At 30.5% G+C, this 18,360-nt stretch carries 20 protein-coding genes; 10 read left to right on the plus strand and 10 right to left on the minus strand.

The window, feature by feature from the left end; genetic code table 11:
- Positions 1-4: 4 nt before the first annotated feature.
- The 6 genes from DAD81_RS03510 (at position 5) to DAD81_RS03535 (ending at position 5,320) form a co-directional block, all read left to right on the plus strand.
- Positions 5-1,204 (plus strand): NADH:ubiquinone reductase (Na(+)-transporting) subunit B, encoded by a 1,200-nt coding sequence (locus DAD81_RS03510; protein WP_111706855.1) that lies wholly within the window; start codon positions 5-7, stop codon positions 1,202-1,204.
- 2 nt (positions 1,205-1,206) lie between these two features.
- Positions 1,207-1,953 (plus strand): Na(+)-translocating NADH-quinone reductase subunit C, encoded by a 747-nt coding sequence (locus DAD81_RS03515; protein WP_111706856.1) that lies wholly within the window; start codon positions 1,207-1,209, stop codon positions 1,951-1,953.
- A gap of 7 nt (positions 1,954-1,960) precedes the next feature.
- A complete protein-coding gene (locus DAD81_RS03520) occupies positions 1,961-2,608 on the plus strand; it encodes an NADH:ubiquinone reductase (Na(+)-transporting) subunit D (protein WP_111706857.1) in 648 nt (215 codons plus the stop codon).
- A gap of 3 nt (positions 2,609-2,611) precedes the next feature.
- Positions 2,612-3,325 (plus strand): NADH:ubiquinone reductase (Na(+)-transporting) subunit E, encoded by a 714-nt coding sequence (gene nqrE, locus DAD81_RS03525; RefSeq protein WP_111706858.1) that lies wholly within the window; start codon positions 2,612-2,614, stop codon positions 3,323-3,325.
- 1 nt (position 3,326) lies between these two features.
- Positions 3,327-4,637, plus strand: a complete 1,311-nt coding sequence (gene nqrF / locus DAD81_RS03530) for an NADH:ubiquinone reductase (Na(+)-transporting) subunit F (RefSeq protein WP_111706859.1) — start codon at positions 3,327-3,329, stop codon at positions 4,635-4,637.
- A gap of 302 nt (positions 4,638-4,939) precedes the next feature.
- Entirely contained in the window at positions 4,940-5,320 is a 381-nt protein-coding gene (locus DAD81_RS03535; RefSeq protein ID WP_111706860.1) for a Na(+)-translocating NADH-quinone reductase subunit F, read from the plus strand.
- Between the two features lie 46 nt (positions 5,321-5,366).
- Here the strand turns inward: DAD81_RS03535 and DAD81_RS03540 are convergent, their stop codons facing one another.
- Positions 5,367-6,206 carry an OmpA/MotB family protein gene (locus DAD81_RS03540; protein ID WP_111706861.1) on the minus strand — a complete coding sequence of 280 codons (840 nt, stop codon included), beginning with the start codon at positions 6,204-6,206 and terminating at the stop codon, positions 5,367-5,369.
- A gap of 135 nt (positions 6,207-6,341) precedes the next feature.
- On the opposite strand from DAD81_RS03540, the gene DAD81_RS03545 reads away from it, so the two are divergent.
- Positions 6,342-7,328: an FAD:protein FMN transferase gene (locus tag DAD81_RS03545; RefSeq protein WP_111706862.1), complete on the plus strand. Its 987-nt coding sequence runs from the start codon at positions 6,342-6,344 to the stop codon at positions 7,326-7,328.
- On the opposite strand, the gene DAD81_RS03550 is transcribed toward DAD81_RS03545, so the two are convergent.
- Both DAD81_RS03550 and map read right to left on the minus strand, forming a co-directional pair.
- Entirely contained in the window at positions 7,325-8,095 is a 771-nt protein-coding gene (locus DAD81_RS03550; RefSeq protein ID WP_111706863.1) for a class I SAM-dependent methyltransferase, read from the minus strand. The genes DAD81_RS03545 and DAD81_RS03550 overlap by 4 nt on opposite strands.
- 1 nt (position 8,096) lies before the next feature.
- Positions 8,097-8,915, minus strand: a complete 819-nt coding sequence (map, locus tag DAD81_RS03555) for a type I methionyl aminopeptidase (RefSeq protein WP_111706864.1) — start codon at positions 8,913-8,915, stop codon at positions 8,097-8,099.
- Positions 8,916-9,077: 162 nt separating this feature from the next.
- Between map and DAD81_RS03560 the strand changes: the two genes are divergently transcribed.
- On the plus strand, positions 9,078-10,346 hold the full coding sequence (locus tag DAD81_RS03560; RefSeq protein ID WP_111706865.1) for an acetyl-CoA hydrolase/transferase family protein: 1,269 nt from the start codon (positions 9,078-9,080) through the stop codon (positions 10,344-10,346).
- A gap of 45 nt (positions 10,347-10,391) precedes the next feature.
- On the opposite strand, the gene DAD81_RS03565 is transcribed toward DAD81_RS03560, so the two are convergent.
- From DAD81_RS03565 to DAD81_RS03590, 6 genes are all read right to left on the minus strand, one after another.
- On the minus strand, positions 10,392-10,967 hold the full coding sequence (locus DAD81_RS03565; protein ID WP_111706866.1) for an acyltransferase: 576 nt from the start codon (positions 10,965-10,967) through the stop codon (positions 10,392-10,394).
- A gap of 1 nt (position 10,968) precedes the next feature.
- Entirely contained in the window at positions 10,969-11,721 is a 753-nt protein-coding gene (gene deoC / locus DAD81_RS03570; RefSeq protein WP_111706867.1) for a deoxyribose-phosphate aldolase, read from the minus strand.
- 101 nt (positions 11,722-11,822) lie between these two features.
- Entirely contained in the window at positions 11,823-12,554 is a 732-nt protein-coding gene (locus tag DAD81_RS03575; RefSeq protein ID WP_111706868.1) for an energy transducer TonB, read from the minus strand.
- 176 nt (positions 12,555-12,730) lie between these two features.
- The gene (locus DAD81_RS03580) at positions 12,731-13,456 is read right to left on the minus strand and encodes an energy transducer TonB (RefSeq protein WP_111706869.1); all 726 of its coding nucleotides are present in this window, start codon (positions 13,454-13,456) and stop codon (positions 12,731-12,733) included.
- Between the two features lie 257 nt (positions 13,457-13,713).
- Positions 13,714-14,736: a hypothetical protein gene (locus DAD81_RS03585; protein WP_111706870.1), complete on the minus strand. Its 1,023-nt coding sequence runs from the start codon at positions 14,734-14,736 to the stop codon at positions 13,714-13,716.
- A 172-nt stretch (positions 14,737-14,908) separates the two neighbouring features.
- Positions 14,909-15,961, minus strand: a complete 1,053-nt coding sequence (locus DAD81_RS03590) for a hypothetical protein (RefSeq protein WP_111706871.1) — start codon at positions 15,959-15,961, stop codon at positions 14,909-14,911.
- Between the two features lie 118 nt (positions 15,962-16,079).
- On the opposite strand from DAD81_RS03590, the gene DAD81_RS03595 reads away from it, so the two are divergent.
- Together DAD81_RS03595 and DAD81_RS03600 are read left to right on the plus strand one after the other, a co-directional pair.
- On the plus strand, positions 16,080-16,661 hold the full coding sequence (locus DAD81_RS03595) for an RNA polymerase sigma factor (protein ID WP_111706872.1): 582 nt from the start codon (positions 16,080-16,082) through the stop codon (positions 16,659-16,661).
- 1 nt (position 16,662) lies between these two features.
- Complete coding sequence (locus DAD81_RS03600; protein WP_111706873.1) at positions 16,663-17,394, plus strand: tetratricopeptide repeat protein; 732 nt, start codon at positions 16,663-16,665, stop codon at positions 17,392-17,394.
- 361 nt (positions 17,395-17,755) lie between these two features.
- Here the strand turns inward: DAD81_RS03600 and DAD81_RS03605 are convergent, their stop codons facing one another.
- A complete protein-coding gene (locus tag DAD81_RS03605) occupies positions 17,756-18,064 on the minus strand; it encodes an EthD family reductase (protein WP_111706874.1) in 309 nt (102 codons plus the stop codon).
- Between the last annotated feature and the right edge of the window lie 296 nt (positions 18,065-18,360).

The raw sequence follows: 18,360 nt of genomic DNA on the forward strand, positions 1-18,360 counted from the left end.
GGTTATGGGATTAAAAGAAAAATTACATAATATTAAAGAACAGAATAAGGACAAAAAGTGGTTACCTGCTTTTAGTGCTATTCATACTTTTTTATATACACCTAACGAAACTACACATTCTGGAGGTCACGTTAGAGCAGCAGACGATTTAAAAAGAACAATGAATATGGTGGTTTTAGCCCTTGTTCCTTGTTTAATTTTTGGAATGTTCAATACAGGTTATCAACATTATGCAGCTATTGGTGAAGCAGTAGATTTTTTATCTTGGGATGCATTTTTAATTGGTTTAATTAAAATATTGCCTTTAGTAATTGTATCATACGTTGTTGGTTTAGGTGTTGAATTTATATTCGCGATTATAAAAGGTCACGAAGTTGAAGAAGGTTACTTAGTAACTGGGATGCTAGTTCCATTAATTGTACCAGTTGATATTCCATTATGGATGTTATCAGTAGCTGTTATTTTTGGAGTAGTAATAGGAAAAGAAGTTTTTGGTGGAACTGGAATGAATATTCTAAACCCAGCATTAACAATTCGTGCATTTTTATTCTTTGCATATCCAACTTGGATGAGTGGAGATAAAGTTTGGGTTCACGGAGCAGATCCTAGAGTTCAAAACTTAATTGAAGGTGCAAAACCAGATGCTATATCTGGAGAAACAGTTTTAGGGGCTTTGGCACAAGGTAAAGAATTAGCCTATTCGGTTTCAGATATGTTCTTTGGTTTTATACCAGGTTCTGTTGGTGAAACTTCTACCCTGCTTATTTTACTGGCTGGTTTATTTTTAATCTTTACTAAAATTGGTAGCTGGAGAATTATGTTATCTGCAGTTATTGGAGCTTTAGTAATGGGATTAATATTTAATAGCGTTGTTAGTACAGGTTGGATAACTGAGAGCAGTAAATTCTATACACTTATGAGTACTGAATTTTGGCATCACTTAATAATTGGTGGTTTTGCTTTTGGTGTGGTATTTATGGCTACAGATCCTGTAACAGCTTCACAAACAAATAAAGGAAAATGGATTTACGGTTTCTTAATTGGTTTTATTTCAATTATGATTCGTGTATTTAACCCTGCATATCCAGAAGGTGTAATGTTAGCCATTCTATTAATGAATGTGTTTGCTCCAACAATTGACCATTATGTGGTTCAAGGAAATGTAAAGAAAAGAATGAAACGTTTAAAAGCTAAAGTTGCATAACGATGGAAAATAGAACAGATAAAAATTCATATACTATAATTTTCGCCATTGTTATGGTGCTAATTGTAGGTTCATTACTAGCATTTGCAGCTTCATCTTTAAAACCAAATATTGATGAAAACAAACGCTTAGAAAAGCAACAAAATATTTTGTATGCAATGGGCGTAAATGAAAATGATGAAAGCAGTGCTAATTTTGTTTCAACTGATAAAGCACCAGAATTATTCAAAAAATATATTAAAAAACAATTGGTTATTCAAGATGGTAAAGTTACCGAAGACAACCAAGCGTATTTAATTGATATTAAAAAAGAACAAACAAACGCAAAAGCAGGTATTGCAAGACGTTTACCTTTATTTGAAGGCGAAAAAGATGGTAAAACATTTTACATTGCACCAATTCGTGGTAAAGGACTTTGGGATGCTATTTGGGCTTATGTAGCTATGGACAAAAACATGGTAATACAAGGAGCTTATTTTGATCACAAAGGAGAAACTCCTGGATTAGGAGCAAACATTAAGCAACGTTTCTTTATGGACGATTTTATTGGAGAGCATTTATTAGACAACTCAAATACTTTTAAAGGTATTGATGTTTCTAAAAGTAATGCCGATCCAAAAAACGATGATAAAACAGATAACGAAGTAGATGCTATTGCAGGTGCAACTATTACTGGTAATGGTGTTTCAGCAATGATTAAAAGCGATTTAAAGCTTTACGAACCGTTCTTTAAAAACTTAAAAAAATAATTAATTTATGGGACTTTTATCAAAAAAAGACGCCAAGTTAATCACTGATCCATTAGCAGATAATAATCCAATTACTATTCAAGTACTTGGTATATGTTCTGCTTTAGCAATTACTGCTGAGTTAAAAGCATCTATTGTAATGGCTCTTTCGGTAATGGCAGTATTAGCAATTGGAAATGTTGTTATTTCTTTAATGAGAAACATTATTCCTTCTAAAATTAGAATAATTGTACAATTAGTTGTTGTTGCAGCTTTAGTAATTATTGTTGATCAAGTATTAAAAGCTTATGCTTATGAGTTAAGTAAAACACTTTCTGTATTTGTTGGTTTAATTATTACAAACTGTATAATTATGGGTCGTTTTGAAGCCTTTGCTTTAGCTAACGGACCTTGGAGATCTTTCCTTGATGGTATTGGTAATTCAGCTGGTTACGGTTTAATTCTAATTATTGTTGGGTTCTTTAGAGAACTTTTAGGTTCAGGAACTTTATTAGGATATAAAGTTTTTGGTGATCCAATAGAACAAACAGGATTATACGCTTATGGTTATGAAAATAACGGGTTTATGTTATTATCACCAATGGCTTTAATTGTAGTTGGAATTATTATTTGGGTACAACGCTCAAGAAATGAATCTTTAATAGAAGAAAACTAGAATATGGAATATTTAGAATTATTTTTCAAATCGATATTTATAGATAACATGGTATTTGCAACATTCTTAGGAATGTGTTCTTACCTTGCAGTATCAAAAAAAGTAAGTACAGCTGTTGGTTTAGGAGCCGCTGTTATTTTTGTAATGTTAATAACAGTACCATTAAACTGGTTGTTAGATCATTATTTATTACAACCTGGAGCACTTTCTTGGTTAGGTGAAGAATATGCAAATTACGATTTAAGCTTCTTATCATTTATCATGTTTATTGCAACAATTGCAACCATGGTACAATTAGTAGAAATTGTGGTTGAAAAATTTTCACCATCACTTTACAACTCTTTAGGAATATTTTTACCACTTATTGCGGTTAACTGTGCAATTTTAGGGGGATCATTATTTATGCAATCACGTGAAATACCAACTTTAGGTTTGGCAACTGTTTACGGTGTAGGATCTGGAATTGGATGGTTTTTAGCAATTTTAGCAATTGCTGCTATTCGTGAAAAAATTAGGTATTCAAATGTTCCACCAGCATTAAGAGGCTTAGGAATTACATTTATCATTACAGGATTAATGGCAATTGGTTTTATGAGTTTTGGAGGTATGTTAACTGGAGGTGATAAAGAAGAAACAAAAGAAGATAAAACTGCACAAGTGGAAGTCTTAAAGAATAACACAGAAGTGTTCGCTAACAACATAAAAGTAAATAAGTAATATGATATTAGCCGCAAGTACAATAGGAACAGTAGTAATCACCGTAATTGCTTTTTTAATTATTACGCTTTTACTCGTTGGTTTATTATTAGTTGTAAAACAAAAACTATCACCTTCAGGACCTGTAAAGATTACCATTAATGGTGAAAAAGAAATTGAAGTAGCTTCAGGAAGTTCTTTGCTAACAACTTTAGGTTCGCAAAAAATATTTTTACCATCTGCCTGTGGTGGTGGTGGAACTTGTCTTCAATGTGAATGCCACGTAAATTCAGGTGGGGGTGAAGCATTACCTACTGAAACTCCCCATTTTACAAGAAAAGAATTACAACATGGTGCACGTTTAGCCTGTCAAGTAAAAGTAAAACAGGATATGGATATTACCATCCCTGAAGAAGTATTTGGTATTAAAAAATGGGAAGCAACAGTTGTAAGAAATTATAACGTTGCATCATTTATTAAAGAATTTGTAGTTAAAATCCCTGAAGATATGGGCTACAAAGCTGGTGGATATATTCAAATTGAAATCCCTGAATGTGAAGTGGATTTTAAAACTATGGATATTACTGCACATCCTGAAGAACATGAAACTCCAGATAAATTCCAAATGGAATGGGATAAATTCGGTTTATGGGATTTAAAAATGAAAAATGCAGAATTAGTAGAACGTGCATATTCAATGGCTTCTTATCCTGCTGAAGGAAGAGAAATTATGTTAAATGTTCGTATTGCTACTCCGCCTTGGGATAGAGCTAAAAATGGTTGGATGAGTGTTAACCCTGGTGTTGCATCTTCATACATTTTCTCTCGTAAAAAAGGTGATAAAGTAACAATTTCTGGACCTTACGGTGAATTCTTCATTAATGATTCAGATGCTGAAATGTTATATGTTGGTGGTGGAGCTGGTATGGCACCAATGCGCTCACATTTATATCACCTATTCAAAACATTAAAAACAAATAGAAAAGTTACTTATTGGTATGGTGGTCGTTCTAAACGAGAGTTATTCTATTTAGAACACTTTTATGAATTAGAGAAAGATTTCCCTAACTTTAAGTTCTATTTAGTATTATCAGAACCAGCACCTGAAGATAACTGGGTGAATAAAAAAGATGCTAACGATCCAAATGGAGACGGTTTTACAGGCTTTGTACATCAAGCAGTAATTGATGAGTACTTATCTAAACATGAGTCACCAGAAGATCTTGAATTATATTTCTGTGGACCTCCTTTAATGAACAAAGCAGTTCAAAAAATGGGTGAAGACTTTGGTTTAGCTGATGAGAATATAAGATTTGATGACTTCGGAGGATAATCCAATAAATTAAAAATAATATAAATAAAAATCCGATACACTTGTATCGGATTTTTTTATGGTATAATTTCATATTTATTCTTTACCTAAAATAAGTTTTAAACGTTTTAAACAACCTAAAGTAATCTTACTACTAAATATATACTAATTTAAGAAAACACCCTCTTTTAACCTTATTTGCCTTCTTTATACATATTAGTTATACTTTCTTTTGAAAAACTAATATACACTTCATACCTCTCTTCCTTTCTTGTATTTCAAAAAATAATTTCATAATCTTATAAAAACATTAAATTTGCATTATGAGCAAAAAACCACTTTCAAAACAAGAATTACATAATTTAGCAATGAATATTGTTGGAAAAGATTTAAAAAACAAGGGATATGAGTTTTTAGCCGTAAATAGCCAGTTAAAAAGACATCCTCAATTTGTTTGTATAAACAAAAAAAATGAACGTTTTTTTGTTATTGTACAAGCCTCAGTTATTTCAGATTATGAAATTGAATATGATGTAATTTGGATGGAAACAATAAAATCTCATGCTAAAAAAAACCAAGCTAAAGTTATTTTTGCGGGTGTTGGGTTAGGAGACAAAACAGATAAGACTAAACCTCCATTGTTAAATGAAGAGTATCTTCTGCAGTATGAAGGTTTAAAATATTTAGATATTGAATTAAACTAAAAAACCACGCTAAAGCGTGGTTTTTTTTATAAAAATAATTAAATTCTTATTTTACTTTTTGTTCTAAAAGATCAAAAAATTGTTCTAATTGAGGCATTAAAACTATTCTAGTTCTTCTATTTCTAGCTCTACCATCAACAGTATCATTAGATTCTAATGGTTTGTACTCACTTCTACCTGCAGCAATTAAACGCTCAGGAGCAATATTGAAATCTTTTTGAAGAACTCTAATTACAGAAGTTGAACGTTTTACACTTAAATCCCAGTTATCTTTAATACCTGCAGTACTAATTGGTTTGTTATCTGTATAACCTTCAACCATAACTTCTAAATTTTCTTGAGCAGAAATTACGTCAGCAACTTTTCCTAATACTCTTTTTGCATCAGAAGAAATTGTTGCACTTCCACTTTTAAATAATAATTTATCAGCAATAGAAATGTAAACAACAGTTTTTTCAACGTCAACTTGAATATCTTGATCGTTAAATCCATCTTTTAACACGCTTTTTAATTGGAAACCTAAAGCTAAGTTTATTGAATCTTTACGAGTCATAGCTTTTTGGATATGTTGAATGTACTCATCCTTTTTACCCATTTGAGCTAATGTTTCTTTAATATTATCTGAAGCAGACTTAGATAATACAGTTAAATTATCAACATACTGTAATGTATTCTCTTTGTCCTTTTTAAGGCCATCAACCTGTTCTTCCAAAGCAGAAACTCTACTTTCACTTTCAATTCGACATTTCATTAAATCAGCTTTTACATCAACCAATTCTTTGTTTTTCGAATTATAATTCCCTTCTAATTCCGTGTATTTTTTTTGAGAAACACATGAACTCAACACAACTGATACTACTAATACCAATACAAAACTTTTTTTCATAATATTTACTATCTGATTTAAAACGTAAAGTTATAAAAAAAGGAGATAAATTCTAACATATATTTTGCATTTTAAGAGCATTTTAAGAAAAATTTATATTATACCTTTGAAACCTTAAAAAAATTCTTTTTATAAATGAAAAATTACTTACTTATTTTTAGCTTTTTAGTTCTAATTTCATGTTCAAATGCTCAAAATGAATTAAATAGTATTCAGGGGAATGCAATTGGAACAACATATTCAATTAAGTTTTTAGATACCAATAATAAAAATTATAGTTTTGAAATAGATAGTTTAATACATGCTTTTAATAAATCTGCATCAACCTATATTCCTACCTCAGATATTTCAAAAATAAACAAAGGTGATTCTACCGTTATAGTTGATGCCATTTTTCAAGAAGTTTTTAAAAAATCAGAAAGAATATATAATGAAACTGAAGGAGATTTTGACCCAACCGTTGGGGTTTTAGTAAATGCTTGGGGTTTTGGACCTGGAAAACAAATTGAAAAATTAGATTCTTTAAAAGTTAAGGAGTTATTAAAATATGTAGGTTTTAATAAAGTTGAATTAAAAAACAATAAAGTTAAAAAACTATATCCTGAAATTTATTTTGATTTTAACGCCATAGCTAAAGGTGCATTGGTTGATGCAGTTGGAAGATTATTTGAAAGAAATGGTATTAAAAACTATATGGTTGAAATTGGAGGAGAAATAAGAGCTCGAGGAGTAAATCAAAAAGGAGTTAATTGGACAATTGCCATAGAAAACCCAAATTTTGATGGAACTAGATCTTATGCAACTACTATTCATTTAAAAAATGAATCTATTGCTACTTCTGGAAATTATAGAAAATTTAGAAGTTTAGAAAATGGACAAAAATATGTGCATACAATTAATGCTAAAACTGGTTTTGCCACTGAAAGTAACTTATTAAGCGCTTCTGTAATATCAAAATCAGACTGTGCTGATGTTGATGGCTATGCAACTGCTTTTATGGCAATGGGATTAGAAAAAACTATAGAATTCTTAAAGAAACACAGTGAATTAAAAGCTTTTTTAATTCATGCAGACAAGAATGGAAAAATACAAACTATAAAATCTGATAATTTTGATAATTAACTTTTAGTACAGACTGGTAAAATCTCACCTTTCACAAGGCAATATTTTGTAATTAATTCTGAAGATATTTCAGAAGAATAATCAACCTCATCAACAGAAAACCCAACATTTCTCAATCTATTAAAATAATCTTTTCCGTAAACTCTTACATGGTCATATTGCCCAAAGTGTTTACTTCTTTCATTAGGTTCAGTAATTGAAAAATCTTCATAAGTAACATCCCTTTCCAAATCTTGTGGTATTTGAAAAATCCCCATACCTCCAGGTTTTAAAACCCTATATAATTCACTCATTGCTTTTTTATCATCTTCAATATGTTCTAACACATGATTGCAAAAAACAACATCAAAAGAATTATCTTCAAAAGGCAAATCACAAATATCAGCTTTAACATCTGCAATTGGAGAGTATAAATCGGCAGTTAAATAATCTAAATTCTCTTGATTTTTAAATAGTTTTAAAAAACACTGTTCAGGAGCAATATGCAACACCTTTTTTGGTTCAGTAAAAAAATTTGTTTTCTCTTTTAGATATAGCCAAATTAGTCTATGTCTTTCTAAAGACAGCGTACTAGGAGAAAGCACATTGGGACGCTGTTCACCGTAACCGTATGGTAAAAATTTCCTAAAACTTCTTTCATCAATAGGATCTGTATACCTAGAACCTCTATAATAGAAGGCAATAATTGGAGAAACCCAATAACTAACCTTAATTAATATTGGGCGTGGTACCGCATTTAAAAAAAACTTAAACAATTTATTTAGCATTTTACAATACTAAAGGTATTTGCCTAAATTCGTCTTCCTCTTCACTAACAATTCCCAACGCTTCGTATACATATTTAAAAGTAGATAATAATTCAGGTTTACCATTTACTATAGCTACATCGTGCTCAAAATGTGCGCTTGGTTTGTTATCTCTTGTTAAAATAGTCCAACCATCATTTAATTGGTTAATTTTATGAGTTCCCAAATTCACCATAGGTTCAATTGCAACAACTAAGCCTTCAACAAACTTTTTACCTCTACCTCTTTTACCATAATTTGGCATTTCTGGTCCTTCGTGCATTTCTTTTCCTAAACCATGCCCTACTAATTCACGAACAATACCGTACCCTCTTTTTTCGCAATAATTTTGAATTGCAAAACCAACATCTCCTACTCTATTTCCTGCTTTAAATTGTCTAATTCCTTCGTACAAACTTTCTTTCGTTGTTTGCAGTAATTTTTTAGTTTCTTCAGCTACCTCACCTACTTCAAAAGTATATGCGTGATCACCATAAAAACCGTTTTTTAAAGCACCACAATCTATTGAAATAACGTCTCCATCTTCCATTGGCTTATCATTAGGTATTCCGTGTACAACTTGAGCATTTGGACTCATACAAAGAGTATTTGGAAAATCATACAATCCTAAAAATCCAGGGATTGCACCATTATCACGAATAAACTCTTCAGCAAGCTTATCCAGATACAATGTAGATACTCCAGGTTTTACTTCTTTTGCTAATAATCCTAAAGTTTTAGATACTATTAATGCACTCTCGCGCATTAATTCAATTTCTTCAAGTGTTTTAATTCGAATCATCCTAAAATTTATTAATTGTGCAAAGGTAAATCAAAAAAATAAAATAATCATTACACTAGTGAAATATAAGAATATTGCATATAGTTTAACTGACGCAAAATTTAATAGTTGCTAATTACTATATTCTTACTATTTTTATGAAATACTATTCAATTTCATATTATGTATAAATCAATATCTGCCGAAGAAGCTGTAAAAGTCATTAAATCAAATGACCGCGTATATATCCATGCTGCTGCCGCTGCTCCACAAGAATTAATCCATGCAATGTCCGCAAGACATGAGGAACTTAGAAATGTTGAAGTTTGCCACCTTCATATAGAGGGAGAAGCACCTTATGCCAATCCTAAATATAGAGATAGCTTTCATGTAAACTCTTTTTTTATAGGGAAAAATGTACGTCACACATTAAAAGCGGGTAATGGCTCATATACTCCTGTATTTTTAAGCGAGGTTCCCTTATTATTTAAAAGAAATATTTTACCCGTTAATGTAGCTTTAATACAAGTTTCACCGCCAGATAAACATGGATATTGCTCTTTAGGAGTTTCAGTTGAAGCAACTTTAGCAGCAATAGACAATGCAAAGCATGTTATTGCCCAAATTAATAATCATATGCCACGTGTTCATGGAGAAGGAATTATTCATATTTCTGAACTAGATACATTTGTAGAAGTAAATACTCCTATTCACGAATTTATTATTCCTGCCCCTACTGAAATTGAAAATAAAATTGGTGATTTAATTGCTGAATTAATTGAAGATAAAAGCACTTTACAAATGGGAATTGGAAGTATTCCGAATGCCGTTTTATCTAAATTAGGAAATCATAAAGATTTAGGTCTTCATACCGAAATGTTTTCAGATGGTGTTATTGATTTAATTTTGAAAGATGTTATAAATGGAAATCATAAAGGAATTGGAGCTGGAAGAGCATTAACTACTTTTTTGGCAGGAACTAAACGCCTTTATGATTATGTAGATGATAACCCTTTTGTTGAAGCAAGATCTTGTGATTACGTAAACAATGTTGCAAATATTTGTCAAAATCCAAGAATGGTAGCAATAAATTCAGCCATACAAATAGATTTATCTGGCCAAGTTTGTGCAGATTCAATAGGAACTAGAATGTATTCAGGAGTAGGTGGACAAATGGATTTTATTAGAGGTGCAAGTTTAAGTGAAGGCGGAAAAGCAATTATTGCAATACCTTCTACTACAAAAAATGGAATAAGCAGAATAGTACCATTTTTAAATACTGGGGCAGGTGTAGTTACAACAAGAGCACATGTACATTACATTGCGACCGAATATGGAGTTGTTAATTTATTTGGAAAAACAATAAAACAACGTGTTGCAGCACTTATTGAAATAGCACATCCAGATCATAGAGAAAGTATAGATAGAGAATACTTTAACGCAACAAGTTAACTTATAAACATAGGTAATTAATATAGCTTTTTCTTAAATTTAAATTTATGAAATTTTGGTAACTGTATTATTCTTTAATTCATACACTTCTCTACTTTCTGAGCAAGTTGCTTTACCTTCTAAATCAAACTCCAATCTATGACCATACTCGCTAATCCATCCTATTTGTTTGGATGGATTCCCAACAACTAAAGCATAAGGCAACACTTCTTTTGTAACTACTGCTCCAGCTCCAATAAATGCATATTCCCCAATATTATTACCACATACTATTGTTGCATTAGCACCGATACTAGCACCTTTTTTTACCAATGTTATTTTATATTCGTCTTTTCTAATAATAGCACTTCTAGGGTTTATAACATTTGTAAATACCATTGATGGGCCAAGAAATACATCATCTTCACAAATTACTCCCGAATAAATAGAAACATTATTTTGCACTTTAACATTTTCACCCAAAATAACATTAGGAGAAATCACAACGTTTTGTCCAATATTACATCGTTCTCCAATTTTTGAATTTGGCATTATATGACTAAAGTGCCATATTTTTGTACCATCTCCAATTTCACTACCATCGTCAATTACAGCTGTTTCATGCGCAAAATATTTTCTCATATTAGTAACTATCTTTTGCAATATTTCCATCAGCTATTGCCAATGCAGAAGAAGTTCCTATTCTCTTCACTCCCATTTCAACCATTTTTAAAGCATCTTTAAAGTTTTTAACTCCTCCGGCAGCTTTGGTAGGTAATGGCTTTGCGTTTTCAATAATAATCTCCATCCCTTCAAATGTTGCTCCATTTGGTTTATTATTTTCAGTTTTGAAAAAACCTGTAGAAGATTTCACAAAAACATTTGCTGCTTTTTCTTCACCAAAATTATCTAAAACAACATTTCTTATCAATTGAGTAATTCCTGCAATTTCTTCATTAGTTAATGCAGCAATTTCAATAATCCATTTTGCAACTTTATTATTATCTAAAACAATTTTGGTACATTGAAATATTTCTGATTTCACTAAATTAATTTTACCAGCTTTAAAGGCTTCGTAATTTGCAACAAAATCTAACTCATCTGCATTATCTTCAATAGCTTTTTTAGCTTCTTCTAGCTTTTCATTAGTAGAATATGTCCCTTCATGAAAACCAATCACTGTTCCAACTAAAGTATAGGAATTTAAACTATCAACCATTTCTTTTGCCATTGACACATAGTTAGGCCTAATCATTACTAATTTAAATTTATTATTAACTGCCTCAATAATAAGCTTTTCAACTATTTTTTTTGTTTCTTCTTGGGTAATACCTGCTTGTTTAGGCGTTTTAAGATAGGTAGATTCTAAAAATTGATTAACATTAACTTCACACATAATTTTTAATAATAAATTGATGTAACAAATATAAACTTTTAATTTCTGCCAATACACAAAAAAATCCTGCTTTCGCAGGATTCCATTTTTTGATTTTTTAATCAATCAACTTTAAATACAATTGGCAATCCATAAGATACTGTTACCGGACGGCCTCTCTGTTTTCCTGGAGTCATAACTGGTAAAGAGCTCACAATTTTAATTGCTTCATCTTGCAATCTTTTATGTGGTGCTCTAGCTTTAACGCCAACTACATTTCCTTTACTGTCTATTTTAAACATTACAAATATTCTTTGAATACTTCCAGATGCTAATCCTAAATCACTAGCTAAATTAGGGTTAAATCTTTTGGAAACAAATTTTGATATTTGATTAGAAAAACAACTTCTAAGCTGTTGCTTATTTCCTGTACAACCAGGATACACTGGAACATCTTCAATAATAACAAAAGGCACATCTTCTACCACCTCTTCCTCTTCTTCTACAGCTACAATATCCTTGTTTAAGTCTACAATAATCGCCTCAGACTCATCTGTTTCGGTGCTTTCAATTACTGTTTCCTCAATATCGATTTGATCATCTACTTTTATTATTTTATCAGGCGTAACAGCTTGTGGAACTTGTGCTTTTTGAACTTCAACTGGTTTAATTTCAACCAATTCTTCGGAGTCGTCCTCACTTAAAACAGTTGCCGATAATGCCTCTATTGGTCTTGGATATGATTTAATCTGTATAAATTCATAAATAATAAACAACGATAGCACAAAACCTAAAAGCGTTAAAATTTTACTATAATTTTCAAGAACGGCGTCTGGATATTTTTTAACTTCCATAACTACCAATTTAAATTGAACAAAAAAGAAACATTAAACTGTTTTAAACAGCCATTTTTATAATGTAAGAAATTTAGAATATTTTTATGCAAAATTGAGTATTCTTACAAGATATCCTTCTTATTAAAGATACAAAAAACTCCGCTTATTTACAACCGTTTATTCAATTATTTCTATTATTGAACCTTAAAAACTATTGGCATAGAGAATCTTACTTTTACAGGTCTTCCTTGTTGTTTACCTGGTTCCATTTTTGGCAGTAAATTAATAACTCTAATCGCTTCTTCTTTTAATTTAACATGAGGAGCTCTTGCTTGTATATCAATAATATTTCCATTTTTATCAATTTTAAACATGGTATGAATTCTTTGAATTCCGGGAGACAAGCCAAGCGTTTCAGCTAAACCAGCATTAAATTTTTTATTAATGAATTTATGTATTTGTTTTGAAAAACAAGCTTTAAGTTCTTCTTTGGTTCCTTTACAACCAGGAAATAATGGTGCTTCTTCCAAAAATAGCATATCAAAAATAGCATCTTTTAGATCTATATCTTCTTCAATTTTAACATCTGTTAGTTTTGTTAAATCTACTGGAGCATCGGGATCAACTGCATCAAAAATAGTTTCTTCAATGTCTTTGTTATTTTTAACCTGTTCAATAACATCAATAATAACTTTTTTAAGCGGTTTTGTTTTAGGTGTTTTTTTTATAATTTTAATTTCAACCAATTGATCTAACTCATCAATTAATTCTCTTTCATTACCTGTAAGAATTGCAATTTCATTGTCTATTGTTTTGTTCTGAATTAACAGATAAACAATAAATAACGACAATACTAGTCCTAATTGTACAAATAACTTACTGTAATTCTCTAAATTTGCTTTTGGGTGTTTTTTTCTCATAATGTATAAGTATTGTTTCACCCAACAATTGCTTTAGTATAAAAGAATCTTATTGAGTGGAATTGAGAAGATTCAATTAAAAAAAGTGACTACCGGGTAAATGTTAAAATTATGTTAATACAAAAAACATACCAAAGAAGCCGTCCAATATGGGCGGCTTTTATTTTTTTTATTTACACATAAAAAAGGCTATCTAAAAAAGATAGCCTTTCCACAGTTATTAACCTATTTATTAACTGTTCACCAATTGTAATATTTTAAGGTAATGCGTTAATTAAACTTTCTAATGCTGGCTGAGTTGTAGGGTTTAATGTTGATATAACCTCTATATGATTATCTACTATTGTTGTTCCTTGTATTGCAAAATGTAATACACCATCTATTTCTGCAACCATAATAATATGAACTTCTAATCCTACAGGAATTAATCCATAATGTTCTGTAAACATCTCTTCAGTTTCGCTCCAAGTATCCATTCTTGCTATTGCTGTATCTTCATTATCATAGTATAAAAACACTGCACAATTATTTCCGTTGTAACCTTCAGGAACATCAACAAACAATTCAGTTTTTGCACCAGTAAAACTATACCATCTATCTAAATTTGACCATCCAAAATCCCCTAAATTAAAATTATACGTTACAGATATTCCTCCTGTAGTTCCTCCTTTTCCTTCTCTTACTTCTACTTCAGCTTCTTTTTCAACCCAATCTTCCTCATTATTTAAGTCTTCACCTGCTGTAAAAAGTCCCATTGCAGGATCTACATTTGCAGGTTCAATTTCTCTACTTGTAACTTTCATAGGCTTTAACAAATCCAATTCATTTGAACCTTGTTTTGCATTGATAAAAAATTCTCCGGCAGATTTTAACGCTTCTTTATCTCCATTTATTCTCTCACCAAGTGTTGATTTATTATTAAAAACAATAGATCCTTTATCATAAATCTCAATTAATTGAATAGTTACATTTCCTGTTACCGGAGATCCAGAAATACCAAAAGCATTTGCAGGAAAAGTAACCTTAGTTCCTTGAGACCCCATAACTTCACCTCCCGTAGTTGCATCTAAAATAAATTCTTCTATTGCATTAGCTCTGTTATTTTCAAATCTATCATTTAAAGCAATTCCATCAGCTTGCGGTTTTGTAATTTCAATATCTGGATCTTCTACACAACTCCCAAAAGAGGCAATAATTGATAATCCTAATACGCTTTTTAAAATGTTTCTCACTACTCTACTATTTTTTAAGTTCGTGATATTTAAATTTTGTGTTTTCATAATATGTTATTTTTAATTGTTTTTAATTTGTTTTTACATTTATATATCAACTCAACTTAAAATTGTTACCCCTTATTCTGAAAAAAGTTTTAAAAAATAAAAAAGCTATCTTTTCAGATAGCTTTCCCCCAGTTATTAACCTATTTATTAACTGTTCCCTAATTGTAATATTTTAAGGTAATCCGTTAATTAAAATTTCTAATGCTGGTTGCGTTGTGGGACTTAAACTTGTTATTACTTCTATATGATCTTCAACAATTGTTGTTCCTTGAATTGCATAATTTAAAACACCATCTATTTCTGCAACCATTATTATATGAACTTCTAATCCAACTGGAATTAATCCGTAGTGTTCCGTAAACATTTCTAAACTTGTGTTGTAAACATCCATTCTTGCTAATGCTGTTGCTTCACCATCATATGATAAATAAACCGCACAATTATCTTGGTTAAATTCAGCAGGAACATCAATAAAAATATCTGTTTTTGCACCTGTATAACTATACCATCTATCAAGGTTTGTCCAACCAAATGTTCCAATATTATAATTATATGTTGCAAACGCACCATCAGCACCTTGCGCATCTCTAATTTGAGGGTCATCTTGTTCACCATTTTTATCCTCATCAGCTTCTACCCAATCACAATCGTCATCAATACCATCACAATCGTTATCTGGACCTCCTCTAAATATTTTCATTCCACCATCTAAATCTGCAAAATCAACTGGGCGACTTTCAACTGAAGCCATTTCTAATAATTCTAACTCATTAGCTCCTTGTATTGCGTTTATAAAAAACTCTCCGGCAGATTTTAATGCTTCTTTATCCCCATTAGCCCTCATTCCTAATGTTGATCTATTATTTAATACCATTGAACCTTTATCATAAATTTCAATTAATTGTATAATCACCTGTCCAGTTACGGGTGTACCATTTATTCCAAAAGAATTTGGTTGAAAAGTTACATTTGTTCCTTGTGATCCTGTTATCATACCACCAGTTGCAGCATCTAATGTAAATTCTTCTAAAGCATCAATTCTATTATTTTGAAATCTATCATTTAAAGCAATTCCATCAGCTTGTGGTTTTGTATCTTCAATGTCTGGATCTTCAACACAACTTGCAACAGTTGCTATTAACGATAATCCTAATACGCTTTTAAAAATGTTTCTCACTACTCTACTATTTTTTAAGTTCGTGATATTTAAATTTTGTGTTTTCATAATATGTTGTTTTTAATAGTTTTTAAATTTGTTTTACACAATCATATCAACACACTTTAAAAATTGTTACCCCTTATTCTGAAAAAAACTTTAAATTAGCTATATCTAACAATCCTAAATGAGTCAAAAACCACACGCCGATCATATATATATAGAGGCCTTGCTTAAAAATGACAGCAGAGTACTCTCTAAAGTTTATGAGAAATATTCACATAAAATAGTTTCTTATGTTAGAAAAAATAGTGGGAATGCAGATGATGCACAGGACATTATTCAAGAAACATTAGTTACTATTTATCATCAGGCAAAAGAGAAAAACTTTATTCTTACCTGTCCTTTCGATGCCTACTTCTATTTACTATGCAAAAGAAGATGGTTAAACGAACTTAAAAAAAGAGGAAATAATAGGGTAACAATTTTAGAAGATGAAGCATCTATTAAAGACGAGCATTTAGAACAAGTTGAAGAAACTGAATTATTTGAACAACAAAGTCAGCTTTTTGAATCGAAGTTTAAAGAATTAGGGGCAAAATGTCAAGAATTATTAAAAGCTACATTCAAAATAAAAAAGATGGAAGAAGTTGCTGAATTATTAGGTGTAACCTATGGTTATGCTCGTAAGAAGAAATCACAATGTATGGGGCAATTAACCCAACTAGTGAAAAATTCAAATGAATTTCAACAACTAAAAGATTACTAAAATGGAAGAATTAAGATACATAGAGTTTGATAACTACCTTAATAATGAACTTGTTGGAGAGGAGTTAACATCTTTTGAAAAAAGACTACAATCTGATGCAGATTTTAAACAAGAGTTTGAAATTTACAAATCATTAAATTCTTCTTTATCCTCAAAATTTGAAAATGAAAAAGATGAACAAGCATTAAGACAGACCTTGAATGATTTAGGTTCAAAATATATAAAAACAACTAAAAAAGAAACCAAAGTTATTCCACTTTTTAACTATAAAAAACTATTAGTTGCTGCAAGTATTGCTCTTTTAATTGGCTTTTTTGTTTTTAAAAATGGTAATCCTGTATACAGTGACTTTTCTAACCATAATAATTTAGATATTGTAGCCAGAGGTGATTCTAACAATACTAAATCTAAAGCAGAAAAAGCATTTAACTCTAAAAATTATATTGAAGCTTTAAAACAACTTACTACCCTATCTAATGAGCATCCTAATGATGTTGAAATACAATTGTATAAAGGAATAAGCTTACTAGAACTAAATAAATATAGTGAAGCTGACGCAATTTTCGAAAAAATAAGCACTGGAAGCTCAGCTTTTACAACAAAAGCCACTTGGTACAAAGCTTTAAATTATTTGAAGCAAAAAAAGTTTGAAGATTGTAAACGTGTCCTTAAAACTATTCCTGAAGCTGCCGAAGAATATGAGATGGCTCAGAAGTTGTTGGGAGAATTATAATAAAGAAAAGAATAAAAACTCAGGACTGAAATTCAATCCTGAGTTTTTTTTAAACTTACACAGTTTATTAGATACTGCTAGAAATTGCTTTTTTTTTAGAGCCAGTGGATTTTCAATAGAATAAGTATTAATCAATTCTTGATTAATTAAACTGTAAAAATTAGCTGTTTATAATTTTATTTTTCTCATCCCAATTGTATAATTTATAATACAATTATAATTCCAATCACAACTAGTATAATTTCTCAACTACATAAAACATATATTTCCAAAAATTGTTTTAGTTAGCATTTTTTCGCGAATTATTCTATAGAATTTTATTATTTGTTAATAGCTGGTTGTAATAATTACGATATGTTTTTTAACTTGATTTTCCAATTAAGATTGTTGGTGCGCCTCCCGTTGAAATCCTATTTGCATCTGCTGCAACTTCTTGCATTCCTTCTGAAGACATTGCTCCATTTAATGCTTCTAGCGAATCAAATGGCATTGTAAACATCTGATAAAAAGGAGGATTACCTTCTGGTCCTTGTAAAAATTTAGTTACTATATAAGGTTTTACCTCATTAGGTATTCCTGTTTTCTCATGAAATAACTTAATGTGAGCAGAATACTCCGATTCAAATTTTTCTACGTCTATTGGTTGTGGATAAAGAACTATTAAATTCATAATTGTTAAGTTTTATTTTATACCTACTCTAATCGGTTTTCGGCTCCCCCATTTTTAACTAAATAGTTGTTTTATTTAATGAAGCCGAACAGGATTAATGTAACCTAAAAGGGTAATCGAAAAACATCACTTTCAAGATACAATAAACTTAGCGCGAGTGATAAGTTTATTGTATCACTAAAACCAACGTTAAATAAAGCTGTTGTAACTAAAATTGAGATTGCAATTGAACAACGTGAAGCCATTTCATAACTCTCACGAGGTTCTAAATACATCTCTTGCCTCCAAAAAGCATA

The sequence above is a fragment of the Lutibacter citreus genome, from assembly GCF_003260195.1.
Lineage (GTDB): Bacteria > Bacteroidota > Bacteroidia > Flavobacteriales > Flavobacteriaceae > Lutibacter > Lutibacter citreus.